The organism is Streptomyces sp. NPDC034111 (assembly GCF_055575375.1).
Genome location: NZ_JBVIST010000001.1, coordinates 14,542 through 40,996, shown reverse-complemented (window position 1 = coordinate 40,996; position 26,455 = coordinate 14,542). Strand labels below are relative to the sequence as shown.

23 protein-coding genes are annotated in these 26,455 nt (G+C 71.0%); 14 read left to right on the top strand and 9 right to left on the bottom strand.

Annotation, left to right across the window (positions count from 1 at the left end; genetic code table 11):
- Position 1: 1 nt before the first annotated feature.
- Positions 2-1,453 (top strand): TIGR03086 family metal-binding protein, encoded by a 1,452-nt coding sequence (locus ACZ55A_RS00200; RefSeq protein WP_468830759.1) that lies wholly within the window; start codon positions 2-4, stop codon positions 1,451-1,453.
- A 10-nt stretch (positions 1,454-1,463) separates the two neighbouring features.
- Here ACZ55A_RS00200 and ACZ55A_RS00195 read toward each other — a convergent pair whose 3' ends face one another.
- The gene (locus ACZ55A_RS00195; protein WP_468830756.1) at positions 1,464-2,975 is read right to left on the bottom strand and encodes a S8 family serine peptidase; all 1,512 of its coding nucleotides are present in this window, start codon (positions 2,973-2,975) and stop codon (positions 1,464-1,466) included.
- A 173-nt stretch (positions 2,976-3,148) separates the two neighbouring features.
- Positions 3,149-3,340, bottom strand: a complete 192-nt coding sequence (locus ACZ55A_RS00190) for a hypothetical protein (RefSeq protein WP_468830753.1) — start codon at positions 3,338-3,340, stop codon at positions 3,149-3,151.
- Between the two features lie 188 nt (positions 3,341-3,528).
- Here ACZ55A_RS00190 and ACZ55A_RS00185 point away from each other — a divergent pair, with 188 nt between their 5' ends.
- The 3 genes from ACZ55A_RS00185 to moaA all read left to right on the top strand — a co-directional run bounded on the left by ACZ55A_RS00185 (position 3,529) and on the right by moaA (position 6,637).
- A complete protein-coding gene (locus ACZ55A_RS00185; protein ID WP_468830750.1) occupies positions 3,529-3,873 on the top strand; it encodes a DUF485 domain-containing protein in 345 nt (114 codons plus the stop codon).
- Positions 3,870-5,498 carry a solute symporter family protein gene (locus ACZ55A_RS00180; protein ID WP_468830747.1) on the top strand — a complete coding sequence of 543 codons (1,629 nt, stop codon included), beginning with the start codon at positions 3,870-3,872 and terminating at the stop codon, positions 5,496-5,498. The genes ACZ55A_RS00185 and ACZ55A_RS00180 overlap by 4 nt, the downstream gene beginning before the upstream one ends.
- Positions 5,499-5,647: 149 nt before the next feature.
- Positions 5,648-6,637 (top strand): GTP 3',8-cyclase MoaA, encoded by a 990-nt coding sequence (gene moaA, locus ACZ55A_RS00175; RefSeq protein ID WP_468830744.1) that lies wholly within the window; start codon positions 5,648-5,650, stop codon positions 6,635-6,637.
- A gap of 9 nt (positions 6,638-6,646) precedes the next feature.
- Here moaA and ACZ55A_RS00170 read toward each other — a convergent pair whose 3' ends face one another.
- Positions 6,647-6,901 carry a hypothetical protein gene (locus tag ACZ55A_RS00170; RefSeq protein ID WP_468830741.1) on the bottom strand — a complete coding sequence of 85 codons (255 nt, stop codon included), beginning with the start codon at positions 6,899-6,901 and terminating at the stop codon, positions 6,647-6,649.
- 221 nt (positions 6,902-7,122) lie between these two features.
- A complete protein-coding gene (locus tag ACZ55A_RS00165) occupies positions 7,123-7,497 on the bottom strand; it encodes a DUF3099 domain-containing protein (protein WP_468830739.1) in 375 nt (124 codons plus the stop codon).
- A 235-nt stretch (positions 7,498-7,732) separates the two neighbouring features.
- On the opposite strand from ACZ55A_RS00165, the gene ACZ55A_RS00160 reads away from it, so the two are divergent.
- Positions 7,733-8,011 carry a GlsB/YeaQ/YmgE family stress response membrane protein gene (locus ACZ55A_RS00160; protein ID WP_468830736.1) on the top strand — a complete coding sequence of 93 codons (279 nt, stop codon included), beginning with the start codon at positions 7,733-7,735 and terminating at the stop codon, positions 8,009-8,011.
- A gap of 66 nt (positions 8,012-8,077) precedes the next feature.
- Here the strand turns inward: ACZ55A_RS00160 and tyrS are convergent, their stop codons facing one another.
- Positions 8,078-9,481 carry a tyrosine--tRNA ligase gene (gene tyrS, locus ACZ55A_RS00155; protein ID WP_468830733.1) on the bottom strand — a complete coding sequence of 468 codons (1,404 nt, stop codon included), beginning with the start codon at positions 9,479-9,481 and terminating at the stop codon, positions 8,078-8,080.
- A 148-nt stretch (positions 9,482-9,629) separates the two neighbouring features.
- Positions 9,630-11,087 (bottom strand): metallopeptidase TldD-related protein, encoded by a 1,458-nt coding sequence (locus ACZ55A_RS00150; RefSeq protein WP_468830730.1) that lies wholly within the window; start codon positions 11,085-11,087, stop codon positions 9,630-9,632.
- A 1,284-nt stretch (positions 11,088-12,371) separates the two neighbouring features.
- On the opposite strand from ACZ55A_RS00150, the gene ACZ55A_RS00145 reads away from it, so the two are divergent.
- Positions 12,372-13,892 (top strand): ice-binding family protein, encoded by a 1,521-nt coding sequence (locus tag ACZ55A_RS00145; protein WP_468830727.1) that lies wholly within the window; start codon positions 12,372-12,374, stop codon positions 13,890-13,892.
- A gap of 408 nt (positions 13,893-14,300) precedes the next feature.
- Positions 14,301-14,621 (top strand): hypothetical protein, encoded by a 321-nt coding sequence (locus tag ACZ55A_RS00140; protein ID WP_468830724.1) that lies wholly within the window; start codon positions 14,301-14,303, stop codon positions 14,619-14,621.
- A 60-nt stretch (positions 14,622-14,681) separates the two neighbouring features.
- Here the strand turns inward: ACZ55A_RS00140 and ACZ55A_RS00135 are convergent, their stop codons facing one another.
- On the bottom strand, positions 14,682-16,223 hold the full coding sequence (locus tag ACZ55A_RS00135) for a TldD/PmbA family protein (RefSeq protein WP_468830721.1): 1,542 nt from the start codon (positions 16,221-16,223) through the stop codon (positions 14,682-14,684).
- A gap of 217 nt (positions 16,224-16,440) precedes the next feature.
- On the opposite strand from ACZ55A_RS00135, the gene fabG reads away from it, so the two are divergent.
- Complete coding sequence (fabG, locus tag ACZ55A_RS00130) at positions 16,441-17,145, top strand: 3-oxoacyl-[acyl-carrier-protein] reductase (protein WP_468830718.1); 705 nt, start codon at positions 16,441-16,443, stop codon at positions 17,143-17,145.
- Between the two features lie 5 nt (positions 17,146-17,150).
- Positions 17,151-17,921, top strand: a complete 771-nt coding sequence (gene fabI, locus ACZ55A_RS00125; protein WP_468830715.1) for an enoyl-ACP reductase FabI — start codon at positions 17,151-17,153, stop codon at positions 17,919-17,921.
- 283 nt (positions 17,922-18,204) lie between these two features.
- On the opposite strand, the gene ACZ55A_RS00120 is transcribed toward fabI, so the two are convergent.
- Positions 18,205-18,885 carry a FadR/GntR family transcriptional regulator gene (locus tag ACZ55A_RS00120; protein WP_468830712.1) on the bottom strand — a complete coding sequence of 227 codons (681 nt, stop codon included), beginning with the start codon at positions 18,883-18,885 and terminating at the stop codon, positions 18,205-18,207.
- 145 nt (positions 18,886-19,030) lie between these two features.
- On the opposite strand from ACZ55A_RS00120, the gene ACZ55A_RS00115 reads away from it, so the two are divergent.
- The 4 genes from ACZ55A_RS00115 (at position 19,031) to ACZ55A_RS00100 (ending at position 21,561) form a co-directional block, all read left to right on the top strand.
- Positions 19,031-20,359 (top strand): CynX/NimT family MFS transporter, encoded by a 1,329-nt coding sequence (locus ACZ55A_RS00115; protein WP_468830709.1) that lies wholly within the window; start codon positions 19,031-19,033, stop codon positions 20,357-20,359.
- A gap of 16 nt (positions 20,360-20,375) precedes the next feature.
- Positions 20,376-20,492: an SGM_5486 family transporter-associated protein gene (locus tag ACZ55A_RS00110; RefSeq protein WP_393501117.1), complete on the top strand. Its 117-nt coding sequence runs from the start codon at positions 20,376-20,378 to the stop codon at positions 20,490-20,492.
- A 228-nt stretch (positions 20,493-20,720) separates the two neighbouring features.
- Entirely contained in the window at positions 20,721-20,945 is a 225-nt protein-coding gene (locus tag ACZ55A_RS00105) for a hypothetical protein (protein ID WP_468830706.1), read from the top strand.
- A gap of 97 nt (positions 20,946-21,042) precedes the next feature.
- A complete protein-coding gene (locus ACZ55A_RS00100; RefSeq protein WP_468830703.1) occupies positions 21,043-21,561 on the top strand; it encodes a SixA phosphatase family protein in 519 nt (172 codons plus the stop codon).
- A 469-nt stretch (positions 21,562-22,030) separates the two neighbouring features.
- Here the strand turns inward: ACZ55A_RS00100 and serB are convergent, their stop codons facing one another.
- Entirely contained in the window at positions 22,031-23,278 is a 1,248-nt protein-coding gene (serB, locus tag ACZ55A_RS00095) for a phosphoserine phosphatase SerB (RefSeq protein WP_468830700.1), read from the bottom strand.
- 561 nt (positions 23,279-23,839) lie between these two features.
- Here serB and ACZ55A_RS00090 point away from each other — a divergent pair.
- On the top strand, positions 23,840-26,404 hold the full coding sequence (locus ACZ55A_RS00090; protein WP_468830697.1) for an ABC transporter ATP-binding protein/permease: 2,565 nt from the start codon (positions 23,840-23,842) through the stop codon (positions 26,402-26,404).
- Positions 26,405-26,455 lie beyond the last annotated feature (51 nt).

Sequence of the window (26,455 nt, the reverse complement as noted above, 5' to 3'; positions counted from 1 at the left end):
CGTGCGCAGCCTGCGCGAACTGGGCATCGGGACGGCGGCGATCCGGAACGTACTGCACCGCGAGCGCACCCTCGCCGAGACGGCGGCGCAGTGGGCGGACGCGCTCGATGCGCAGATCCGCACGCTCCGGTCGCAGTGCGCCGTGCTGCGGGCGGTGGCCGCGCGGGGCAGCGCAGCAGAGGAGCTGCCGCATATGACCGAACTCGCCCGGCTGTCGGCCGGGGAACGCCGCCGGATCATCGCGGACTTCGTCGAGGACGCCCTCGACGGTGTGCCCGCCCCCGCCTACCGCAGCGGTCTGCTGGCCGCCACCCCCGATCTGCCCGACGACCCCACCCCTGAGCAGATCGGCGCCTGGATCGAACTGGCCACCCTGGTCGGCGAGCCGGAACTCCGGGCCGCGCTGCGCCGCTTGGCGGAGTACAGCGCGCGCACCGCGCCGCCGACGGGGGAGCGGGACCCCTCCGGCGAGCGGGCCGCCGTACGCGTCGCCGAGCTGATGCGGGAGCGCGCGGAGGCGGCCCTCGCGGCCGGGATCGCCCCGGACTCACCGGCCGCCGAACCCGTCGTCGCCGAGCTGATCGCCGCCTGGCTCCCCACCCAGGCAGGCACCCCCGACCCGCCCGCCGAGGACGGGCCGGCCGCCCGCGCCCGGCTGCTGGAACAGCTTCGGACCGCCGCCGAACCGGCCGTGGAGCGCTACTGGCAGCTGCTGTGCACGCTCACCGGACGGCCCGCGCCGCCCCGTTGGGAGCCCGCGGGCACCTGGACGGCCGCGGCCCTGCGCGCCCACCTCCGGCCGCTGGAGGTGGACCGCTCCGCGTTCGAGGGCACCGACCCGGAGCGGGTGCTGTACGCGTACGCACAGGTGGTCCGGGACGTCGGTGCCCTGGTCGCCGCCGTAGGGCCGGCCGACCTGGGCCTGCCGACGCCGTGCGCGGACTGGAGCGTGCGGCAGCTGCTCGACCACATGGTGTGGGAGAACCTGATGGCCGCCTCGATCGCCGAGGACGACCCACGCGGCGACCACACCGCCGACCACCTCGGCGACGATCACCGCGCCGCCTTCGAGGACTCCGCACGCGCCGCCCTCGCCGCCTTCACCGACAGCGGGATGCTGCATCGCACCTACGGCCCCTACCGGGCGCCGGGCGCGATGATCGTCCAGCAGGTCGTGGTCGAACTCCTCGCGCACGGCTGGGACCTGGCGCGGGCCATGGGCGCCCCGACCGACCTGGCGCCCGAGGTCGCCGAGGAGACCCTGGCGGCGGCGCACCGGATCTACGGTGCCGCGCCGCGCACCGAGGGCAGCTCGTTCGCCCCGGAGCGCCCCGCCCCGCCGGGCGCGAGCGCCGCCGACCGGCTGGCGGCCTTCCTCGGACGCCGAACGGACCGACCGGCACCACGGACTGACCGGCACCCCTCCAAGGAGGCGTGCCGGTCCGGGAGTTGATGCCCCGCGGTTACTTCTTCACCGCGTCCAGCGCATCGACGATGCCGTAGCCGAAGTGGCTGTTGATGTGCTGGGTGCCGGTGCAGGTGGTGTCACCCGTGGCGCAGCCCGGGTTGTCGGCCTGCTGCTTGAGGAGCCACTGGATCTCCTGCGGGCCGGACTTGGGGTGCGCGCTCTTGATCAGCGCCGCCACGCCCGCGACGTGCGGGGACGCCATGGAGGTACCGGCCAGGTAGGCCCAGTCACCGCCCGGCATGGTGGAGAGGATGTTGCCGTGCTTGGCGGGCAGTTCGGGTACCTGCTTGGAGTCGCCGCCCGGGGCGGCCACATCGATCTGGCCCAGGCCGTAGTTGGAGTAGCCGGACTTGAGCTTGTGCACCCCGGTGGCCGCGACGGTCACCGTGCCCGGCAGCTGGGTGGGCACGTCCCAGCAGGTCTTCGGGTTGACGGTGCGCTCGACGGGCGTGGAGTCGTTCGGGCTGCCGGAGTCGGTCAGCTTGGCGGCCGCCAGGTCCAGGTTGGAGTTGCCCGCAGCGGCGATGTTGATCGCGCCCTTGCGCTGGGCGTAGCTCGCCGCACGGCCGACCGCGTCGATGATGGCCGCCTGGTCGGCGTCATCCTTGCAGTTGAACATCCACGGGTCGACGAAGTAGCTGTTGTTGGTGACCTCGACGCCGTGGTCGGCCGCGAAGACGAAGGCGCAGACCACGCTCTCGGCGTAGAAGAGGCTGGTCTCCGGCTCGCTGACCTTGAGGGCGGAGACCTTCACGCCCGGCGCGACGCCCGAGACACCCACGCCGTTACGGGCCGCGGCGATGGTGCCCGCGACATGCGTGCCGTGGTAGTCGTTGTCCGGGTCCCAGGGCCGCCAGGCCCCCTTGGACGTATCGGCCACGCCGCCCACACAGTTGGCGGACTGCTTCGCGGAGAAGTTGGCCTTCAGATCCGGGTGGGTGTCGTCCACACCGGTGTCGATGACGGCGACGGTGACGTTCCTGCTGCCGGGGTTCACCTTCGCGGCCTTGTCGGCCTTGATGGCGGGCAGGTCCCACTGGAGCGGTTCGAGCGGCTCCTGGCCGTTCGCCTTCGCCGCGTTGCCGACCGCCTTGAGCTGGGACTTCGGCAGATCGACCTTGTGCGGCTTGCCGACGTCGGTGGTGCCCGAGGCCTTCAGCGGCGCGGTGCGGGTCGCACCCGCGCTCTGCACGCCCGGCACCGTCCGTATGGCGGTGGCGAACTGCGGGTTGGCCGAGTGGACGACGATCACGCCTATCTGCTCATGGGCGACGATCACCTTCCCGCCGGCCTTGGCTATCGCCTTCTGGACCTTGCCGACCGTGGCGCGGCCGGGCGTGGTGTTCACGACGTACGAGAGCTGCGGGCCGTCGGCCGTGGCGGCGGCCGGGGCGGCGTTCGGGGAAGCGGCGGTGGCCGCATTCGGGAGGAATCCGAGGGACGCCGTCAGGGCCAGTCCGAGCGGTACGGCCAGCGCCCGCAGGCGTCTGGAACGGGAAGGTGCCATGGGTACTCCACATCATCCGTGGGGCCGCCCGTGCGCGGAGGTGCGCACAGGCGGATGCGGTGCGAGGTGAAGTTATCGGCGATCACCGACACACAGCAATGGAATCGGGAAAACCCGTCATCGATGGCAATTTGACGCAGCGTCGGACCTGCGCCTCCGTACGCCGGCGGGTGTCAGCCGGGACGCCGCAAGGTGCCGATGCTCAGCGGCGGCAGGGCGATCCGCGGGCCGTACCAGCGGCGCACCTCGGCGCCGGGCCGCGGCCGGGCCGGGGGCACGGCGAGCGGCGCCGGCAGCCGGACGCTGCCGTACGGGCGCCGGCGGGGACCGGACGGGGACGGGTCCTGCTGGGGCGGCGGTTTCACATCCGGCTCAACGAAGCGCCCCCCGGGCGGTGGCGGGCCGGGAGACGCATTCCCTCGGTTTCTTCGGGATTTCAACCAACCGCCCCCTGTCGCATCGCTGGGCATGGCCTCTACGATGCGTGATCCACGTCACTTACCCGGGCCTTACGCCCGGCTCCGGCACCAGCCCCCTCGCGTCAGGAGACTCCGTGAGCGCCGCACCGACCACCGACCCGGGGACGCACGAACCGCCCGACTACCTCCAGGTGCAGTCGAGCGTGGAATTCGATGAACTCCGCCGCGCACACCGCTCGTTCGCCTTCCCGCTGACCCTCGCCTTCATCGTCTGGTACCTCGGGTATGTGCTGCTGTCGAGCTACGCCGGCGGCTTCATGGCCACCAAGGTCGCCGGCCAGGTCAATGTCGCCTTTGTGCTCGGCGTCGCCCAGTTCGTGACGACCTTCCTGATCGCCTGGTGGTACTCCCGGCACGCCGCCGCCAAGCTCGACCCCCGGGCCGCGGACATCAAGTCCCGTCTGGAGGGCGACGCATGACACACCCGCACCAGGCACTCGCGCTCCCGCTCGCGGCCGGCGGCGCGGGGGAGCACCGCGCCCTGATCATCACCCTCTTCGCGGCCTTCGTCGCCGCCACCCTCGCGATGACGGTCTGGGCCGGCCGGCAGACCAAGGGCGCGGAGGACTTCTACGCCGGCGGCCGGCAGTTCAGCGGCTTCCAGAACGGCCTGGCCATCTCCGGCGACTACATGTCCGCCGCGTCCTTCCTGGGCATCGCCGGCGCCATCGCGCTCTTCGGCTACGACGGCTTCCTCTACTCCATCGGCTTCCTCGTCGCCTGGCTCGTCGCGCTGCTGCTGGTCGCCGAACCGCTGCGCAACTCCGGCCGGTTCACCATGGGCGACGTCCTCGCCTACCGGATGCGCCAGCGCCCGGTCCGTACCGCCGCGGGCACCTCCACCATCATCGTCTCGATCTTCTACCTGCTGGCCCAGATGGCGGGCGCCGGCGCGCTGGTCACCCTGCTGCTGGGCATCACCAGCGAGGCCGGCAAGATCCTCGTCGTCGTCCTCGTCGGCGTCGTGATGATCCTCTACGTCACCATCGGCGGGATGAAGGGCACCACCTGGGTGCAGATGGTCAAGGCGGTGCTGCTGATCGCCGGCACCCTGCTGATCACGTTCCTGGTGGCGCTCAAGTTCCACTTCAACCTCTCCAGCCTGCTCGGCGCCGCCGCCGAGAACAGCGGCAAGGGCGCCGCCTTCCTGGAGCCCGGCCTCAAGTACGGCGCCACCCCCACCTCGAAGATCGACTTCATCTCGCTGGGCCTCGCCCTCGTCCTGGGAACCGCGGGACTGCCGCACATCCTCATCCGCTTCTACACCGTCCCCACCGCCAAGGCCGCCCGGAAATCGGTGAACTGGGCGATCGCCATCATCGGCGCCTTCTACCTGATGACCATCGCGCTCGGCTTCGGAGCCGCGGCCCTGATCAAGCCCGCGGACATCGAGAAGCCGGGCAACACCGCCGCCCCGCAGCTCGCCGAGGTCATCGGCGGCGGCGCCGGATCCACCGGCGGCGCCGTCCTGCTCGCCCTCATCTCCGCGGTCGCCTTCGCCACCATCCTCGCCGTGGTCGCCGGCCTCACCCTCGCCTCGTCCTCGTCCTTCGCCCACGACATCTACGTCAACGTCCTGCGCAAGGGCGAGGCCACCGAGAAGGAGGAGATCGGCGCGGCCCGCTGGGCGACCGTGGGGATCGGCGCGGTCGCCATCGTGCTGGGCGTCTTCGCCCGCGGGCTGAACGTCGCCGGCCTGGTGGCGCTCGCCTTCGCGGTCGCCGCCTCCGCCAACCTCCCGACGATCCTCTACAGCCTGTTCTGGAAACGCTTCACCACCCAGGGCGCCCTGTGGTCCATCTACGGCGGCCTCGCCTCGTCCGTCCTGCTGGTGCTCTTCTCCCCGGTCGTCTCCGGCAAGGAGACCTCGATGTTCCCCGGTGCGGACTTCGGCTTCTTCCCGCTGGAGAACCCCGGCCTGATCTCCATCCCGCTGGGCTTCCTGCTCGGCTGGCTGGGATCGCTGCTGTCCAAGGAGGAGCCGGACGTCAGGAAGTACGCCGAACTGGAGGTCCGGTCGCTGACCGGGACCGGCGCCCACTGAGCCGTCCCTACAGCCCCACGGGCGGGGTGGCGTCGTAGAGAGCTACGACACCGCCCCGCCCACCTCGTGCTTCTTATCTCTCCTCACTGTCACACCCATCGCGTAGGCTCGAAGACGTACTGATCCACCACCGTCGGGGAGGGGGCCTCGTGCTCATCGACACTTATGGTCGCGTGGCCACTGACCTGCGAGTTTCGCTCACCGACCGCTGCAATCTGCGGTGCACGTACTGCATGCCGGAAGAGGGGCTGCAGTGGCTCGCCAAGCCCGATCTGCTCACCGACGACGAGATCGTCCGGCTGATCACCATCGCCGTGCGCGACCTGGGGATCGAAGAGGTCCGCTTCACCGGCGGTGAGCCGCTGCTCCGCCCCGGCCTGGTCGGCATCGTCGAGCGGGTCGCCGCCCTCACCCCACGCCCCCAGATGTCGCTGACGACCAACGGCATAGGCCTCCAGCGCACGGCCACGGCGCTGCGTGACGCCGGACTCGACCGCGTCAACGTCTCCCTCGACACCCTCCGGCCCGAGGTCTTCCAGGCCCTCACCCGCCGCAAGCGGCACGACGATGTGCTCCACGGCCTGGAGGCGGCCCGCGCGGCCGGTCTGACCCCGGTCAAGGTCAACACCGTCCTGATGCCCGGCCTCAATGACGACGAGGCCCCCGACCTGCTCGCCTGGGCCATCGCCCACGACTACGAACTCCGCTTCATCGAGCAGATGCCGCTCGACGCCCAGCACGGCTGGAAGCGCGAGGGCATGATCACCGCCGGCGACATCCTCACCTCGCTGCGCACCCGCTTCGCGCTCACCCCCGAGGGCCAGGACGAGCGCGGCTCCGCGCCGGCCGAGCGCTGGGTCGTCGACGGCGGCCCGCACCGCGTAGGCGTGATCGCCTCGGTCACCCGCCCGTTCTGCCGCGCCTGCGACCGCACGCGGCTGACCGCCGACGGCCAGGTCCGTACGTGCCTGTTCGCCACCGAGGAGACGGATCTGCGCACGGCCCTGCGCTCCGACGCCCCCGACGAAGAGATCGCGCGCCTGTGGAAGGGCGCGATGTGGGGCAAGAAGGCGGGCTCCGGTCTGGACGACCCGTCCTTCCACCAGCCCGACCGCCCGATGTCCGCGATCGGCGGCTGACCGCCCGACTCAGCGCCCGGCGGCCGCGTCCTCCCACTCCTGAAGCGTCACGACGTCCTTCAGAAAGCCGCGCACGCCCAGGAACTGGGACAGATGCTCCCGGTGCTCCTCACAGGCCAGCCAGGTCTTACGGCGGTCCGGCGTGTGCAGCTTCGGGTTGTTCCAGGCCAGCACCCATACGGCGGCTGCCCGGCAGCCCTTGGCGGAGCAGATGACGGCGCTGTCGTCGCCGGCGGCGGAGTCGGGAAGATCAGGGGAGTTCACGGCCTCAACCCTACGTCCTGCGGCCCCGGCCTCCGGGGCTGCCGCCCGCGAGCGGACATGGCGACGCCGGGCAGCCACGGGGGGAGCCGCCCGGCGTCGGTCCGTCGCTCCGACGGGGGATGCGGAGCGCGTACGCAGTATGTCACGGGGGATGGCGCGTAGTGCACCGGAACTCCATGATTGATCTGAGCTTTTCTTGAGCTTTGCAGACCGAATGGTGATCAGCGGGCGTCGTGATGCGGTGCGGAGGAGTCCGCCGCAGGACGCTCCGGAACGGATTCCGCAGGACCCTCGGGGGCTCCCGGCGTCAGCATCGGCCTGGTCGGTCCCGCGACGAACGTCTTCGGCAGTGAAGGGACGTTCTCCCGGCCCGCGTTGGCGATCACCACCGCAATGTACGGCAGCGCCATGCCCAGTACCAGCGTCGCAATGGCAACCGGACGCTCGACGTTCCACAGCACGACGGTCAGCACCACGGCCACCGTGCGCACCGCCATCGAGATCACATAGCGCCGCTGCCGCCCCCGCACATCCTCGGACAGCCCCTGACGGGCCCCCGTGATCCGGAAGGCCTGGGTGCTGCGCTGCTTCCGCATCACGTTCCACCACCTGCTCGGTCCCGCCGGATTCTCCCCGGTTTCCGGTCGGATACCACGGTACGCCGCACCTGCGCCGCCTTCGAGACCGGGTCCTGCCCCCGTACGCCCGGGGCCGCCGGGACAGTTCGCGTACGCACCCGTCCGGCGTGCGCCGTAGCCGATGCGGAGCGACACTGGCGTGGCGACCCGCACGTGCGGACCCCACGTGCCTCGCGCCGCAAGAGGAGGCGACATGTCGTGGTTGTGGGCCATCATCGTGGGCCTGGTGCTGGGCCTGATCGCGAAGGCCATCATTCCGGGTAAGCAGAAGATCCCGCTCTGGCTGACCGTGATCTTCGGCATGCTGGGCAGCGTCCTCGGCAACTGGGCGGCCACCGGCATGGGGATCAACGAGACCGAGGGCATCGACTGGGGCCGGCACCTGCTGCAACTGGCCGGCGCGGTCCTCATCGTCGCCTTCGGCGACCGCCTGTGGGTCGCCATGCGCGGCCGCAGGGGACACGCAACCTGAGGCGGGGAAACGACGACGGCCGGTGCGCACGGAGGCGCACCGGCCGCCCGGCGTACGACTGCCTTCTCAGCGGCCCTGGAGCTGGGCCAGCTTCCGCCCGGCCTTCAGGTAGGCGACCCCGGCGGTGTCCGCCAGCTTCTCGGCCAGCACCTCGGCCAGCGGGCGGATCGCATCGGCCTCCGCGAGCACCACGGTCTGCTGACCGCCCTCGCCCTCCACGACCAGCCGCAGCGCATTCTGCTTGGCCAGCCGCCGCGCCGCCGAAGCGCTCGGGGTGAACTCCAGCACCTTGGTCAGCACCGCCGCCACCGTCTCCGCGCCGTGCTCGGCGACCTCGACGGACGGCAGCGACTCCACATCGGAGAACGACTTCTTGGAGAACTGCGCGACGAAACCGGCCCGCGCCGCCATCGCCGCCTCCAGGCCGTACAGCGCGGTCACGACCTCGCCGGCGAGGATCTTCTTGAGGTCCATCGGGTGCAGCGAACGGTCGGCGACCCGGCCCAGGGCGAGCGCGATCTCCTCGTCCGTCCACTCCGTCCATGCCTTCAGGTACGGCTCCATCAGCCGGTCCGGCACCGACATGATCTTGCCGAAGACATCGTCGGCGGGCGCGCTCAGACCGACGTAATTGCCCTTGGACTTGGACATCTTGGCGCCCGTGCCGTCCGTGCCCTCGATCAGCGGCATGGTCACCACCAGCTGCGGCCGCTGCCCGCGCAGCTCCATCAGCTTGCGGCCCATCTGAAGGTTGAGCAGCTGGTCCGAGCCGCCCAGCTCCACATCGCACTCCAGCGCCACCGAGTCCAGGCCCTGCGCGACGGGGTACAGCAGCTCGGTCATCGTCAGACCGGAGCCGGCCGCGAGCCGGTTGCGGAAGTCCTCGCGCTGGAGCAGCTGCGACGCCGGCACCTGGGCGAGCAGCGACAGCAGCTCGGGGAAGGTGTACGGCGCCAGCCACTCGCTGTTCTGGCGGAAGCTGACCTTCTCGAAGTCGAAGAAGGGACGCACCTGTTCGCGGTACGTGGCGAGGTTGTGCGCGATGTCCTCGTCGGTCAGCGGCGGACGCTCGGCCGTACGGCCCGACGGGTCGCCGATCTTGGCGGTGAAGTCGCCGATGATCAGCGTGACGTCATGGCCCAGCCGCTGGAACCGGCTCAGCACGATCAGCGGCACCGCATGCCCCAGGTGCACATCCGTCGCCGTCGGGTCGATGCCCAGCTTGATGTGCAGACCCTTGCCGGCCGCCCGGCGCTCCTCGATCCGCTCGGCCAGCTGCTCCACACCCGGCAGCACCTCGACCGTACGGGCGGCGATCAGCTCGGCCTGCTCCTTGGCGGGCAGGTCCGTCAGGTCGAGAGAGCGCCGCGCACCGGTCTCCTCGAGCAGCTCCTGGACGATGGCGTCCGAGGAGAGGTCGGCGGAGAGCAGCGTACTGGCGCGGGCGACGGATTCGCCGAGGCGTGTCATGGCGTTCCTGATCGATCGTGGTTCCCGTGAGGGAGGACAGGGAGTCCCGGAGGACAGGAAAGAAGTCTATTGCCATTGCACCGGCGCCCACGCATGGGTTTCCGTGCGCGGGCCCCGGAGCGGCGGCTCCGGAGCCGGGCCGGCGGGCCTACACCCCCTGGCTCACCGAGCTCATGTTGAAGTCCGGGATGCGCAGCGCCGGCATCGCCGCCCGGGTGAAGTAGTCGCCCCACTCGCGCGGCAGGGTCCGCTCCGTACGGCCCGCCTCCACCGCCCGGGACAGCAGATCCACCGGCGACTCGTTGAACCGGAAGTTGTTGACCTCGCCGACCACCTCGCCGTTCTCGACCAGATAGACGCCGTCCCGGGTCAGCCCGGTCAGCAGCAGCGTCGCCGGGTCGACCTCGCGGATGTACCACAGACAGGTCAGCAGCAGCGCGGGACCCTCGTGCCCGCTGTCGGCCACCATCTCCTCCAGCGAACGCGAACCGCCGCCCTCCAGAAGGAGGTTGTCGATCCCGGGCGCCACCGGGAGGCCGGTCAGCTCCGCGCTGTGCCGGGTGGTCAGCAGCCGGTTCAGCACACCCTCACGCACCCAGTCGGTGGCCGTCAGCGGCAGCCCGTTGTCGAAGACCGACGCATCGTCCCCGGAGGAGTGCGCCAGCACGAACGGCGCGCACTCCAGACCGGCCGCCCCCGGGTCGCTGCGCAGCGTCAGCGGCAGCTCGGTGAGCCGCTCGCCCACCCGGGTGCCCGCCCCGGGCCGGTCCGCGGGCTCCCCGTCGCCCTCGGCCGGCCTGGAGAAGACCGTACGGCCCTCCGCGGCGTCCCGGCCCCCGGACGACCACATCTGGTAGACCAGCAGATCGGCGACGGCGGTCGGCGGCAGCAGCGTCTCGTAGCGCCCGGCGGGCAGCTCGACCCGCCGCTCGGCCCAGCCCAGCCGGCGGCCCAGCTCGGCGTCCAGCTCCCGCGGATCGACGTCGGTGAAGTCGCGGGTCGCGCGGCCGGCCCAGGCCGAGCGGGGCACGCCGCCGCTCGCCCCCGCGGCCTTCGCGTTCAGCTCAAGCGTCCCGGTGGGCTGGTCGTGCCGCAGCCGCAGCCCGGCCGAGGTGCCCAGATACGACGAGACGACGTCGTGGTGGGCGAAGCCGTACAGCTCCCGGCCGCCGGAGCGGGCCTGCCGGAAGGACTCGCCGAGGGCCGGCGCGAAGGCGGCGAAGACGTCCGAGGAGGTTTCGGCGGGCGCCTCGGTGAAGTCGGCGGACACCTGCTCACCGCCGACCAGCGGCTGGGCGTCCTCGGCCGGCCCGGCGTCCCGGGCGGCCGCCTCCGCGGCCCGCACCAGCGGCTCCAGTTCCGCCGCGGTCACCGCCGAGCGCGAGACCACACCGGACGCGGTGCCCTCGCGGCCGTCCACGGTCGCCACGACCGTGAGGGTCCGGCCGCGGGTGACCCCATTGGTGGTGAGCGCATTGCCCGCCCAGCGCAGATTGGCGCTGGAGTGCTCATCGGCGATGACCACACAGCCGTCGGCGCGGGAGAGCTCCAGGGCCCGCTCGACGATCTCGTGCGGCGCGGTGCCACGGGACGTACGCCTGCTCATCGACCGGCCTCCTGCGTCGTGTTCACGATGTTCACGCCCCCGGACAGGGCGGACGAGCCGCCGTGCGCAACGGCCGCGGCCTGCGCCGGTGGTGCCTCGCCACCGTTGGAGGCGTCGACCTGGGACGAGAGCTTATCGAGCGAGCGGGGAACCCGGGCGGGACAGCTCGCCGACGGCCGCGAGGGTCGGAAGACCACCCACCCTCTGTCGCCCGAGAACTACAGCGTCAACACGAGAGGCACCGCCCCCTCACCCGGCGCCCCGCTGAGGCGCGCGACACCCTGACGAACATTCCTGGGGGCCCGTCCGGTCGGTCGGACAGACCCCCAGGGACTTGGGCCGGCATGCAGCCCCGGCGCTGGCCAGGCCACGGGGGCGTCGCCATGAGTCGTGTCAGATGAGCTGTGGGAACGGAGCGCATCGCTGCTGCCGAGGAGGGAGCGGAGGTCCGGTATCCGGGTCGTAGGCCGCTGCCTGCCCCCTGATCACCCTCCGACAGATCAACTCAGTGTGTTACTCGTGATAAGCGCTGGGCCATTCGGGTGGTATCGGAGTCGTGCCTCTATCCAGGGCCAGCCGGTGACGACTTAATGGTGATAGTGAGCCCGGAGGCCGCCCATCCCTCTCGGGGACTCATGTTGTGCCGGTTGGCCGGTAACGGTCAGTGGCACTGCTGATGGGCGCTCCTCGGACGGCTGGTCAGTTGTCCCTACCAGTCTGTTGGCTGACTGCTGGTCAGTCCTTGAGAGCCCCGACCTGGATCGACGCAGACCTAGAGGGCGAGGGCTCGACATGGGCAAGGTATTTCAGCCGAGAAGGCATCAACTGCTTTGAGCCGTGGTGAGTGGAAATCAACTCACGCTGCCGGCTCCGCTGAATCCGGCCGTACCTGTAAGGGGATCCTCTCACCCGGGCTCCCGGGACCGCTGGAGCACCCAAGCGGCTGATGCGGGCGACAACTCCGCCGTTTCCCAGGCGCCCCCGTTCTCCATCAGACCTTGAGGGCGGAGCCCCACGGCGCCCGCCGCAGGGGAGTCCCCCGTGCGGTGTCCCCGGACACGCGGCAAGGCTTGCCGACGCCTGAACATGCTGGTCAGGCAGCTGTGACGAGTGCGCGCACCACGCTCGCTCGAAGCCTTCATGTTCATCCCGGCGCGCAGCAGATGGCACAGCTCCCCCCGTGCCCAAGGCGCCGGTCGCAGCGGTGCAAGCGCGCCGCTCTCCCACAGTTCCAGGGCGGCATCAGGGCTGCCCCGGAAACCTTGGATGGAAAGGAAACCCACAATGGCAACACTTGTACCTCTGGGCACCGCCGCCACCTTCGGCGTGCTCGCCAACACGGCGGTCACCAACACCGGCCCCACCGTGGTCACCGGCGACCTCGGAGTGAGCCCCGCCGGTGCGGTGACCGGGTTCAACCCTCCCGGAACGGTCACCGGAACCATCCACGTGAACGACGCTGCCGCGGCGCAGGCCCAGGCCGACCTGCTCATCGGGTACGGCAACGCACTTGTGCAGCCGGTCACGGCCACTGTCGCGACGGAACTCGGCGGGACCACCCTGACCCCCGGCGTGTACAACTCCCTCTCCGGCACGTTCACCCTCAACGGGACGCTGACGCTGGACGCTCAGGGCAACCCCAACGCCGTCTTCATCTTCAAGACGACCACCACGCTCATCACGGGAGCCACCGGCAACGTCAACCTCACCGGCCTCGCGCAGTCCAGCAACGTCTTCTGGCAGGTCGGCAGCTCCGCGACACTCGGCGCCGGCTCCACCCTGAGGGGCAGCATCCTCGCCAACACCTCGATCACCGCCACGACGGGGGCCATCGTGGACGGCCGGCTGCTGGCTCTCGGCGCCGCCGTCACACTGGACACGAACACTGTCACCGTGCCGCCCCTGTCCACCTGCCAGGTGGTGGTCCAGCCGGTGGCCGGGCCGGTGGTCGTGGGGCAGCCGACTTCCGTGTCCGCTGTGGTGACCTGCAACGGTCTGCCGGTCTCGGGTGCGTCGGTGACCTTCAACGGTGGTGCGGCCCCGGTGACCGTCACCACCAATGCGGTCGGTGTCGCGACCGGATCGCTGACCTTCAACACCGCCGGGTCCGCCACGGTCACCGCCACTGTCACCGCGGCGGGCACCGGGTGCTCGTGCACCGGTGTCGTCTCCGCGCCCCTCACCATCACCGTCACTCCGCAGCCGTCCTGCTCGGTGGTGGTCCAGCCGGTGGCCGGGCCGGTGATCGTGGGGCAGCCGACTTCCGTGTCCGCTGTGGTGACCTGCAACGGTCTGCCGGTCTCGGGTGCGTCGGTGACCTTCAACGGTGGTGCGGCCCCGGTGACCGTCACCACCAATGCGGTCGGTGTCGCGACCGGATCGCTGACCTTCAACACCGCCGGGTCCGCCACGGTCACCGCCACTGTCACCGCGGCGGGCACCGCGTGCTCGTGCACCGGTGTCGTCTCCAAGCCCCTCACCATCACCGTCGGTGCGCCAACAGGTCCGCTGAGTGCGTCGCCCGCCTGCTGGCGGTTCAACCTGCCCTTCCCGATTCCGCACCTGTTCGTGGCGACGTTCACGGCCACCCTCACGCCGGCGCAAGCGGGAGTCCCGGTCACCTTCTACGTCTCCGGCCTGCCGGTGGGCACCGCGGTGACCAACGCCAGTGGCGTCGCCACCCTCAACAACGCCGGCTTGTCCCTCCTGCAGGTCAGCGCCAGCAGCTACACGGCGGTTGCCACCGTCGGGGGCTCCACGGTCCAGGCGACCGGCTCCCTGGTGCCCTGCTTCCCGCCGGTGTAACCGGCCTGTGCCCGATCGGCCGGGGCAGAGTGACGGGTCCTGCTGCGGTACTCGCGCACAGGTCTGGTCACGCAGCGCAGCCCCTGACCTGACGGCCTTCCGGTAGGCGGCCGGCCCCTCAAGGGGGTGTCCGTCACGGGCTGTCCCCCGTCGTGGAAGGACGGGGGACAGCCCGACTCAAACTTACCGGTGATCCGGGCAGCCTAAGTCGAAGCAGGAAAAGGCGCCCCCACACGCTGAGTTTCGCCGAAGGCGGGACCCAGAAGCCCCGGCGCTCGGAGCTGCGTCCGGGTCCATGGCGCCGCCGCTGGCGCGGCTTGGTTGCATCGCCGTAGCGCTACCGAGTACGAGCATCCTGCTGCTCGTCGGCAGCACACTTATCGGCATAACAGGTTGCCTCTTGAGTGCGTGAAGAGGGGCACACAGCACCGCAACTTTGATCAGGCGCGCCAGACACCGGTACCCGAATCGATCAACGAGATCTTCAACGACCACATCGATGCGTTCGGTACCTGGGGAGACCGCGGCTGGTTCTTCGAGTCTCCCAGGCTGAACGACCGCCACCCCTCCCTGGTCTACGGGCACCTCGTGCGGCGGGCGATGGACCGAGGTGCCCGAACCATGAACAACCGCCTCGGGCTGAAGTTGTCCCCCTTCAAGGGGCTCATCGTCCCGCCTCAGCTGACCCCCGGTGAGGGAGACGTTGAGGACTGGGACGACGTGGCCTAGGTGGTTCGCTGCGATCCCGTGTCGACCTGGTGCAGACTTCGGGACCGACGGGGCGCCACCTCAGTCACGGCCCGACTCGGTCGTGGTGTTCAGGATGTTGACGTTCCGGAACAGCGCTGAGGGGCAGCCGTGGGACACCGCCGCGATCTGTCCTGGCTGGGCCTTTCCGCAGTTGAAGGCCCCGCCGAGGACGTACGTCTGCGGTCCTCCGACCGCTGCCATCGAGCCCCAGAAGTCGGTGGTGGTCGCCTGGTAGGCGACGTCGCGCAGCTGGCCGGCCAGGCGGCCCTTCTCGATCCGGAAGAAGCGCTGACCGGTGAACTGGAAGTTGTACCGCTGCATATCGATCGACCAGGAGCGGTCACCGACGACATAGATGCCCCGGTCCACCCCCGAGATCAGCTCCTCGGTGGACGGCCCGTCCGGGGCCGGCTGGAGGGAGACGTTCGCCATCCGCTGGACCGGCACATGGCTCGGCGAGTCCGCGTAGGCGCAGCCGTTGGAGCGGGCGAAGCCGGTGAGCCTGGCGATTCTGCGGTCGAGTTGGTAGCCGACCAGGGTGCCGTCCTTGACCAGGTCCCAGGACTGCGCGGCCACCCCCTCGTCGTCGTAGCCGATCGTGGCGAGGCCGTGCTCGGCGGTCCGGTCGCCGGTGACATTCATGATCTCGGAGCCGTACGTCAGCTTCCCGAGCTGGTCGAAGGTGGCGAACGAGGTTCCCGCGTACGCCGCCTCGTAGCCCAGCGCCCGGTCCAGTTCGGTGGCGTGCCCGATCGACTCGTGGATCGTCAGCCACAGGTTGGAGGGGTCCACCACCAGGTCGTACGTGCCGGCCTCGACGCCCGGTGCACGCATCTTCTCGGCGAGGTGTTCCGGGATGCGGGCCAGTTCGTCGTCCCAGTCCCAGTGACGCCCGGTCAGGTACTCCCAGCCGCGCCCCACCGGCGGCGCGAGGGTGCGCATCGAGTCGAAGTCGCCGCTGGCCGGGTCCACCGCGACCGCGGTGAGCTGGGGGTGCAGCCGGATGCGCTGCTGGGTGGTGCTGGTGCCCGCGGTGTCCGCGTAGAACTTGTTCTCCTGGACGGTCATCAGCGTGGCGTCCGCATGGGCCACGCCCTCGGCGGCCAGCAGGCGTGAACTCCACTCCGCCAGCAGCCCCGTCTTGTCGGCGTCCGGTACGTCGAACGGGTTGATCTCGTACGCGGAGACCCAGGTGCGGTCCGGATGGGCGGGCTCGTCGGCCAGTTCCACCCTCTCGTCGGAGCCCGCGGCCTGGATGACCTTCGCCGACAGCTTCGCCATCGCCACCGCCTGCGCGGCCACCCGCGCCGCCGCGTCCATGGTCAGATCCACCCCGGACGCGAAGCCCCAGGCCCCGCCGTGCACCACCCGGACCGCGTAGCCCAGATCGGTGGTGTCCGAGGTCCCGGCAGTCCGCGCGTCCCGCAGCCGCCAGGAGGCGTTGCGGATCCGCTCCAGGCGGAAGTCTGCGTGCTCGGCGCCCAGCGCGCGGGCGCGGGCCAGCGCGGCATCGGCCAGCGCGTGCAGCGGCAACGCCAGGAACGATTCGTCGAGGGCATGGGCATGAGGTGCAGCAGGCAAGGCGTCCTCCCGTGGTCGGCGCCTGCATCATGCCGTGCGGCGCGCCCGTGGGCCCAGCGCACAGCGGCGCGCGGGACGGCGCGTCGGCGCCGGGTTCTGTGGGGACCCGACAGTGACCGGGGCGCGCGCCTGTCCGTGCTCGATTCCACTTAAGGCGCCCGTGACCGATAGTTTCGTATCGAACGCAGGACGGACAGGAAACGGAAAGGGTGATCTCTTGAGCCGCTCGGTTCTGGTCACCGGAGGTAACCGTGGCATCGGCCTCGCCATTGCCCGTACCTTCGCCGAGGCAGGCGACAAGGTCGCCATCACCTACCGCTCGGGCGAGCCGCCCGCGGGGTTTTTGGCCGTGAAGTGCGACATCACGGACAACGAGCAGGTCGAGCAGGCGTACAAGGAGATCGAGGAGAAGCACGGTCCGGTCGAGGTGCTGGTGGCCAACGCCGGCGTCACCCGTGACCAGCTGCTGATGCGGATGTCCGAGGAGGACTTCACCTCGGTCCTGGAGACCAACCTGACCGGCACCTTCCGGGTGGTCAAGCGCGCCAACCGGGCGATGCTGCGGGCCCGTAAGGGACGCATCGTGCTGATCTCGTCCGTCGTGGGCCTGATGGGCGCCGCCGGTCAGGCGAACTACGCCGCCTCCAAGGCCGGCCTGGTGGGCTTCGCCCGCTCGCTCGCCCGCGAGCTGGGCAGCCGCAACATCACCGTCAACGTCGTCGCGCCGGGCTTCGTCGACACCGACATGACCCGGGTGCTCAGCGACGAGCAGCGGGACAACATCGTCAAGCAGGTGCCGCTCGCGCGGTATGCGCAGCCCGAGGAGATCGCCTCCTCGGTCCGCTTCCTGGCCTCCGACGAGGCCGCGTACATCACCGGAGCCGTCATTCCTGTCGACGGCGGATTGGGCATGGGTCACTGATCAGCATGAGTGGAATCCTTGCAGGCAAGCGCATCCTGGTCACGGGTGTTCTGACCGAGTCGTCGATCGCGTTCCAGGCCGCCAAGGTCGCCCAGAACGAGGGCGCCGAGGTCATCCTCACCGGCTTCGGCCGGCTCTCCCTCGTCGAGCGGATCGCCAAGCGGCTCCCCAAGGAAGCCCCGGTGATCGAGCTGGACGTCACCAACCAGGAGCACCTGGACGGCCTGGCCGACAAGATCCGTGAGCACCAGGGCGAGGGCGCCCGCCTCGACGGCATCGTGCACTCCATCGCCTTCGGCCCGCAGGGCGCCTTCAACTTCCTGGAGGCGAGCTGGGAGGACGTGAGCACCGCGGTGCAGGTCTCGGCGTACTCCTACAAGTCGCTGACGATGGCCTGCCTGCCGCTGATGGAGCACGGCGGCGCGGTCGTCGGCCTCACCTTCGACGCGCAGATCGCCTGGCCGAAGTACGACTGGATGGGCGTGGCCAAGGCGGCGCTGGAGGGCACCAACCGCTACCTGGCGCGCGATCTGGGCCCCAAGGGCATCCGCTGCAACCTGGTCTCGGCCGGCCCGATCAAGTCGATGGCCGCCAAGTCCATCCCCGGCTTCGAGGAGCTGGCGGACGTGTGGAACCACCGCGCCCCGATCGGCTGGGACCTGGCCGACCCGGAGCCGGCCGGCCGCGGTGTGGTCGGCATGCTGTCCGACTTCTTCCCGCGGACGACCGGCGAGATCGTGCACGTCGACGGCGGTGTGCACATGATGGGCGCCTGACGCCCCGGTCTTCTTCCGTTCCGTACTGCCCGTCCCGGTCGCCGGGGCGGGCAGTAGGCGTTGGACGACGGGGAACCTGCGCCGCAGGGGGAAGCCCCGCCCCGGGAAGCACCCGCATCGGGGAAGTTCGCGCCGTGGAATGCCCGCGCTGCCCCACGGGAATACCCGTGCCGCCCCGCGGGAATACCCGCCCCGCCCCGTCCTGTTGTGGCCCCGCAGGGGGCGCGCGCATCCCCTACGGGACCTGTTCGACCACCCCGTAGGGCTCCCCAGGGCCGACTCCCTAGGGCCCCGGTACGCCCGCCCGGCAGCCGAAGGGGTGGGTGCTCGCCTCGGCCGCGGCCCGGTCGCCGTCGCCCGCGCGGATCGCCTCCACCAGGCGGGAGTGGTCCATGTGGGCCTCGGGCCGCAGTTCCTCGCCGACGTCGGCCCGCAGGAAGTCACGCAGCACGCCGCCGAGGTCGGCGTAGATCTCGGCCAGCACCTCGTTGTGCGAGGCCGCCACGACCGCCATGTGCAAGGTGGCGTCCGCCTCCACGAAGGCCTCGGCCGCACCGGACTCCCACGCCGCCTCGCGCCGCTCCAGCAGCGCGTCGATCTGCCGCAGGTCCGCCTCGGTGCGGCGGCGCGCGGCGAGCCGGGCGGCGGCCGCCTCCAGGGCGCTGCGCAGCTCGGCGACGTGCCCGGGGTCGGCGGCCGCGAACCGGCGGTTCATCACCCCGGCCAGCTCGCTGGTGGCCACCACGTACGTGCCCGAGCCCTGGCGGATGTCCAGCAGCCCGTTGTGGGCCAGCGCGCGAACCGCCTCGCGGACGGTGTTACGTGCCACCCCCAGCTGCTCGACGAGCTCCGGCTCGGTCGGGATACGGGATCCCACCGGCCACTCGCCGGAGGTGATCTGGGCGCGCAGCTGCGCGATCACCTGGTCGGCGAGGGCGGAGCGGCGGGGCGAGGTCAGAGGCATGGCTGCGCTCCGGGGGCAGGAGTGGGCGGACGGTGGTCGTGCGGGCGTCCGGCAGGCTGCGGGCCCTCCGGCGCCGCGGCGCGTCAGCAGAGGCTACCGATATGGATTGGACAGGCAATCATCCCATGATTCTATGATGGTCGGCATGGCAGACGACGATCTCGCGACCCTCGGCTCCGGGGCCGGGCCCCGGACGACCTCCACCGCCCCTCCTGCCGCCGGCCCCACACCGCAGCCGGGCTCCCGGGAAGCTACCGGCGGCCACCCGGCAGCCGGTCCGCTCGACCGCTGGCTGCCCAGGATCGTCATGGCGGGCCTGGTGCTGGCGGCGCTCAACCTCCGCCCCGCCATCACCAGCCTCGGCGCGCTCCTGGAGGAGGTCCGCGACGGCCTCGGCATGAGCGGCACCCTCGCCGGGCTGCTGACCTCCGTGCCGCCGCTGTGCTTCGCCGCCTTCGGTATCGCGGCGCCCAGGCTGGCCAGGCGCTGGGGGCCCGGCGCGGTGGTCTGCACGGGGATGGCCGCGATCGCGGTCGGCGTCGCGTTGCGCCCGTACGCCGGCGGCACCGGCGGCTTCCTCGCCGGCAGTGCGCTCGCGCTGGCCGGCATCGCGGTCAGCAACGTGCTGATGCCGGTCGTGATCAAGAGCTGGTTCCCCGACCGGGTGGGCCCGATGACCGGGCTCTACTCGATGGCGCTGGCCCTGGGCACCTCCCTCGCCGCGGCCATCACCGTCCCCATGACCGGGGCGCTGGGCGGCAGTTGGCGCACCGGCCTGGCTGTGTGGGCGGCGCTCGCCGTGGCCGCCGTACTGCCCTGGCTCGTGGTGGCACGGCGGCGCGGGGCGGCCACCGCACCGGCCCCGGGGGCGCCCGCGGGCCCCGCCGGCTCGTCCGTACGGATCGCCTCGTCGCCCACCGCCTGGGCACTGGCCGTCTTCTTCGGTCTTCAGGCCACCGCCGCGTACATCACGATGGGCTGGATGCCGCAGATCTTCCGCGACGCCGGGGTCTCGGCGGGCACCGCCGGCGTGCTGCTGGCGGTCACCATGGTGATGGGCGTCCCGCTGTCCTTCGTGCTGCCGCCGCTGGCTTCCCGGATGCGGCATCAGGGTCCGCTCGTGGTGCTGCTGGGCCTGTGCGGTCTGGCCGGTTACGCCGGGCTGTGGCTGGCGCCGGCCGCCGGGGCCTGGGCCTGGGTGGTGCTGATGGGCATCTCCAACTGCGCCTTCCCGCTGGCGCTGACCATGATCGGGATGCGTTCGACCAGCTCCGCGGGGGTCGTCAAGCTCTCGGCCTTCGTGCAGAGCGTCGGCTATCTGATCTCCATCCCCGGGCCGCTGCTGGTCGGCACGCTCTACCAGCACTCCGGCGGCTGGGGGCTGCCGATCGCCCTGATGGCAGCGCTGATGGTGCCGCAGATCGCGGTGGGGATGCTGGCCGGGCGGGACCGCCGCATCGAGGACGAGAGGTGAGTGGGACACTGGGCGCATGCCAGTGCTCGAACCGAATCCGCAGGGCGGTCAGAAGAAGCTGCTCCTCGTACTGGGCCTCATGCTCGGTGTGACCGTCGTCGTCGCGATCGTGGCCAGCATCGCCGCGCCGTGAGCCGGCGGGGGACGGGCCCCGCCGGGCGCGGACAGCGCCCTCGCGGGTGACCGCGGGGTGGGGAGAGCCCCCGGTCCCCTAGGGGGCGGGGCTCAGGGGTAAGTGGGTGGCTTCCCGGGTAGGAACGGCCGCCGGTGATCCGTAGCTTCGAAGCACACCGCACAGCGCGGTGGGTGCGCCGCAACCCGCGGCCGCGCAGCCCTTCGATGCGCCACGGAGGCGATCCCTATGTCCGCCGCGTTCAGCCGGTCACCCGCAGCCAAGGCCCGCCGCCTGCGGCCGCAGGGCCTGCGGGGGCGCCTGCCGTGGTGGGCGCTGGCGCTGCCGGTCGCCTCGTTCATAGCCCTGCTGGCGCTGGTGGCGAGCCCCGCCGAGGCGAGCGCGACCAGCGTCCCGCAGGCCCTGGCACCGCTGCTGGAGCTGCTTGCCAGGATCGTCCGGATAGGTGCCTGAGTGCCGCCCCGGTAGCGCCCGCCTGGGCCGTCACCCTGCGGAGGGAGCGCTTCAACACCCCGCGCCCCGCGCCGTCTTTCGTGCGAAGCTGGGACGCATGAGCGTCGATACACCCCGCCGGATTGTCCTCCTCCGACATGCGAAGGCCGAATGGTCGGAGACCAGTGACCATGAGCGTCCGCTCGCCGATCGCGGCCGCAAGGATGCCCCGGTCGCCGGCCGCTGGCTCGCCGGGACCGGGATCACCCCCGAGCTGACCCTGTGCTCGACCTCCGTGCGTACCCGAGAGACCTGGAAGCTCGCCGTCCATGAGCTCCCCCAGCGACCCAAGACGGTCTATGAGGAGCGCATCTACGAGGCGTCTCTCGGGGAGCTCATCGCGCTGCTGAACGAGACCTCCGACGAGGTGAACGACCTGATGCTGGTCGGGCACAACCCCGGTGTGCACGCCCTCGCGGACGCCCTGTCGGGTGAGGCCGAGGGCGATCTGCTGCCCCGGATGAACCGCAGCGGCTTCCCGACCGCTGCGCTGGCCGTGGTCGCCTTCAACGGGTCCTGGAAGTCGGTCGAGCACGGCGTCGGCCGGCTGGTCGCGTACTGGACGCCGCAGGGCTGAGCCTCCGCCAGCAGGCGATCATCGGGCACAGCCCAGGAAGCCGGGAGGCCCAGACGTCGGGTCACCGGTCACAGGCCACAGCCACCGGTCGCCGACCACCGGCATCGGGCATGCGGCCGTCCGCGCCGCCGGCCCACCTGGCCTCCGCCGGACACCCCCGGTACCCCCGGACACCCCCGGCCTCCGGCGCCCCGCACCGTCGGCACACCGGTCCCCGGCCGCCTGCTGGCCGGCGCCGTCCGCACCACAAAGAAGGGCCCCGGCACACCACCGGGGCCCTTCTTCTGCCTCTCTCCTGCGCCTTACCTGCGCCTCGCCTGCGTCTCTCCCGCGCCCGATGCGCCCCTGCGCCCGTCCGCCCGAGGCGATGCGCCCCTCCGCCCGTCCGCCCGCGCGCCCGAGGCGATGCCCCCTCCGCCCGCCCGGCCGAGGCGATGCCCCCTCCGCCCGCCCGGGTCCGGGGGCCGGCTCACTCGGCGTGGGTGTTTGCCGCCTCGACCTCTTCCCGGGTGATGCCCAGCAGATACAGCACGGTGTCCAGGAACGGCACGTTCACCGCGGTGTGCGCCGCCTCCCGCACCATCGGCTTGGCGTTGAAGGCCACCCCGAGGCCGGCCGTGTTGAGCATGTCGAGGTCGTTGGCCCCGTCGCCGATCGCCACGGTCTGGTCGAGCGGCACCCCGGCCTGCTGTGCGAACTCCCGCAGCAGCCTGGCCTTGCCGGCCCGGTCCACGACGGCGCCGGTGACCCGTCCGGTGAGCTTGCCGTCGACGATCTCCAGGGTGTTGGCGGAGGCGAAGTCCAGCCCCAGCTCCTCCTGGAGCGCATCGGTGACCTGAGTGAAACCCCCTGAGACGACGCCGACTTGATAGCCGAGCCGCTTGAGGGTCCGTACCAGCGTGCGCGCCCCGGGGGTGAGCCGTACCTCCTTGCGCACGGCCTCGACCACCGACTCGTCGAGCCCGGCGAGCAGCTCGACCCGGGCGTGCAGCGACTGCTCGAAGTCCAGCTCACCGCGCATCGCGGCGGCGGTCACCCCGGCGACCTCGGCCTCACAGCCGGCGTGCGCCGCGAACAGCTCGATGACCTCGTCCTGGATCAGCGTCGAGTCGACATCCATCACCACCAGCCGCTGCGCCCGGCGGTGCAGTCCGGCCGCGACCACCGCGACATCCACGCCCAGCTGCGCGGCCTCCAGGGCGAGCGCGGTGCGCAGCGCCCCGGTGGCGGCGCCGGAGACCGCGAACTCGACGGCGGTCACCGGATACTTGGCGAGCCGGAAGATACGGTCGATGTTGCCGCCGGTGGCCGTTATGGCGGCGGCGATCGCGGCGGTCGACTCCGCGGTGAGCGGGTGCCCGAGCACGGTGACGTGCGAACGGCCGGTGCCGCGCGGACGGTTGTCACCCCGGCCGGAGATGATCTCCGCCTGGAGGTTCAGCGACTCGGCCCAGCTGTGCACAGTGGCCCGCAGGTCGCCCTCGGAGGAGCCGGTGGTGCCCTGGCCGGGGGAGGGGGTGGTGACCAGGGCGCACAGCGTGATGCGCCCCCGGGTCACCACCTGTTCGATGTCCACGACATCGACGGAGTAGGCGGCGAGGGTGTCGAAGAGACCTGCGGTGATGCCGGGCCGGTCCTTCCCGAAGATCTTCACGAGAAGGGTCGGTACGTCATCGCCCGGTACGGCGGTGGCAGGCGGGATCTGCGATGCGCTCATGGTGCCCTTACGGTATCCGCCGGGCGGCTGTGGCCGTACGGGTGTCCGGGGTTCGGACCGGGTGCCGCGCCGGCGCCGCCCGCCCGCACCCCGTCGCCCCCGGCCCCGGACACCCCCGTTGATCGTTATGGAGTCGTGTCCGGAGGATCGCGAGCCGCAGGCCGGGCCCGGTCCGCCGGAACGCCAACGCCCCTGCCGCTGTGGCGCGTTCGGGCGCACCGGAGCGCTCACGGAGCGCAACCGCGGCAGACCGCGATGCAGGTCATTCTTTTGTCCGCTTTACCCCATCATGCGGCCTCCTGGGTGGGCGCGCACGGCGTCTCCGGTGTCCCCTGCGGACCTCTTCGGGGGCCGGGGCGTCCGGTACACCCGGAATCCGGTGATCCCTGCCCATCCATGGGTTCTTCCCGCGCTCCGGGCGAGTTTGGCGGCCCGCGCGAGAGCCGTCTGCACCCCAGTCCCGTCCCGGTTTCCGGTCCACGGGCCGAGCCTGAAATAGTTCCTCACGATGTTCGCCATCCCTAGACTTCCCATACAGGGCGTCACTCGGGGGACTATGTAATGGGGCATGGAGTGCCTGAACTCGTACTCGAATTGAACGGCAGGACCTGGACGCTCGACCCGTCCCGGTCCTACAACGTGGGGCGTGATCCGCAGGGCGACATGGTGCTCGACGACGCCAGAGTCTCCTGGCGCCACGCCACCGTGCGCTGGGCCGGCCGCAACTGGATCATCGAAGACCAGGGCAGCACCAACGGCACCTACGTCCAGGGCCAGCGGATCCATCAGATGGAGATCGGCCCCGGCTCGACCGTGCATCTGGGCAATGCCACCGACGGCCCCCGGATCACCCTCTCCGCCGCGGCCGCCGCCATGGCGCCGCAGCAGCAGGCCGCACAGGGCTGGCAGGCGCCCCCGGCACACCAGGCGCCCCCGGCACACCAGCCGCCCGTGCAGCAGCAGCCGCCTGCCCAGCAGGGCTGGCAGGCACCGCCGCAGGGCCAGCAGCCGCCGTACGTCCCGCCCCAGCAGGCCGTACCCCCACAGCAGGCGGTGCCCCCGCAGCAGGCCAGGCAGCCCCAGGAGCGCCCGGCGCAGAAGGCGGCGGGTGCACCGGCCGGGGACCGCAGCCCGACCACCTTCCACCGCCTCGACATGGGCCGTGTGATGCGGATCGGCCGTGCGCTGGAGAACGAACTGGTCGTCTCCGACCTCCAGGTCTCCCGCCATCACGCCGAGTTCCGGGCCACCCCCGACGGCCGCTTCGAGATACGCGACCTGGGCAGCCACAACGGCACCTACGTCAACGGCCAGCCGGTCGCCAAGTCCGGTACGGCGCTGATCGGCCCGAACGACATCATCGGCGTCGGCCACTCCACCTTCCGGCTGGTCGGCGACCGGCTGGAGGAGTTCGTCGACACCGGCGAGGTCTCCTTCTCGGCCCGCCACCTCACGGTCACCGTCGACGGCGGCAAGCAGATCCTCAAGGACGTCTCCTTCGGCGTCCCCGAGAAGTCGTTGATCGCGGTCATCGGCCCGTCCGGCTCCGGCAAGTCGACGCTGCTCAAGGCGCTCACCGGCTACCGCCCCGCCAACCAGGGCGATGTCCTCTACGACAACCGGAACCTCTACAAGCAGTTCGCCGAGCTGCGCCAGCGCATCGGTCTGGTCCCGCAGGACGACATCCTGCACAAGGAGCTGACCGTCCAGAAGGCCCTCAAGTACGCCGCCAAGCTCCGCTTCCCCGGTGACACCGCGGAGTCCGAACGCGAGGCCCGGATCGACGAGGTGCTGCGCGAGCTCAAGCTCGACGTCCACAAGGACAAGAAGGTCACCTCGCTCTCCGGCGGCCAGCGCAAGCGCGTCTCGGTGGCCCTGGAGCTGCTGACCAAGCCGTCGCTGATCTTCCTGGACGAGCCGACCTCCGGCCTCGACCCGGGCATGGACCGCGATGTCATGCAGCTGCTGCGCGGCCTGGCCGACGACGGCCGCACCGTCCTGGTCGTCACCCACTCCGTCGCCGAACTCGGCCTGTGCGACAAGCTGCTGGTGATGGCCCCGGGCGGTGGCGTGGCCTACTTCGGCCCGCCGGCGGAAGCGCTCAACTTCTTCCAGTACGACACCTGGGCGGACGTCTTCTCGGCCTTCGAGAACTACCGCGACTACGACTGGATGGGCCGCTGGCGCGGTTCCCCGCACTACCAGATGTACGCCGCGGACATCGATGCGGTCGCCCCGCAGTCGGTGGAGATCCAGCCGCCGCCGGCCCGGATGCAGAAGTCCCAGAGCTGGGGCTCGCAGCTGTGGACGCTGATGCGGCGCTATGTCTCGGTGCTCGCCTCCGACCGCGGCTTCCTCGGCCTGATGCTGATCCTGCCGGCGGTGCTCGGTGTGGTCTCGATGCTGATCCCCAGCGACTACGGCCTGGCGTACGGGCCGCTGGCGAAGGGCCGCACCAACCGCGATGCGAGCACGATCTCGCTGATCCTCGCGGTCGGGATGTGCTTCTCGGGCGCGGCCAACTCCGTCCGTGAGCTGATCAAGGAGCGGGTCATCTACGAGCGCGAACGGGCCACCGGCCTGTCGCGGTCGGCGTATCTGATGTCCAAGGTGATCGTGCTCGGGGTGGTCACGGCCATCCAGGGCGTGATCATCGCGGCGATCGGTTTCTCGACCCGGAAGATGCCCGCCGAGGGCCTGATCATCGCCCAGGCCCCGGCCTTCGAGATGGCGCTGGCGATCATCGCGCTGGGCTTCACCTCGATGATGTTCGGCCTGATCATCTCCTCGCTGGTCAAGACCGCTGAGAAGACCATGCCGCTGCTGGTCATGTTCGCCATCGTCCAGGTGGTCTTCACCGGCGTGCTCTTCCAGCTCTTCGACACCATCGGCGTCGCCCAGGTGGCCTGGCTGATGCCGTCGCGCTGGGCGGTGGCCGCGCTGGGTGCGACCGCCGACATGAACACGCTGCTGCCGTGGGAGCCGGGCAACCCCGACCCCCTGTGGAAGCACCAGACCGGCGTCTACGTGATGGACATGATCATCCTGATCAGCCTGGGCGTCGGACTCGCCTTCGCCGTCGCCCGGCTCCTGCGCCGCCACGAGCCGGAGGTCATGCGCAAGTAGCGCGCGCCTTGTTGCAGCAACGCCCGAGGGGCGGCACCCGACTGCGGGTGC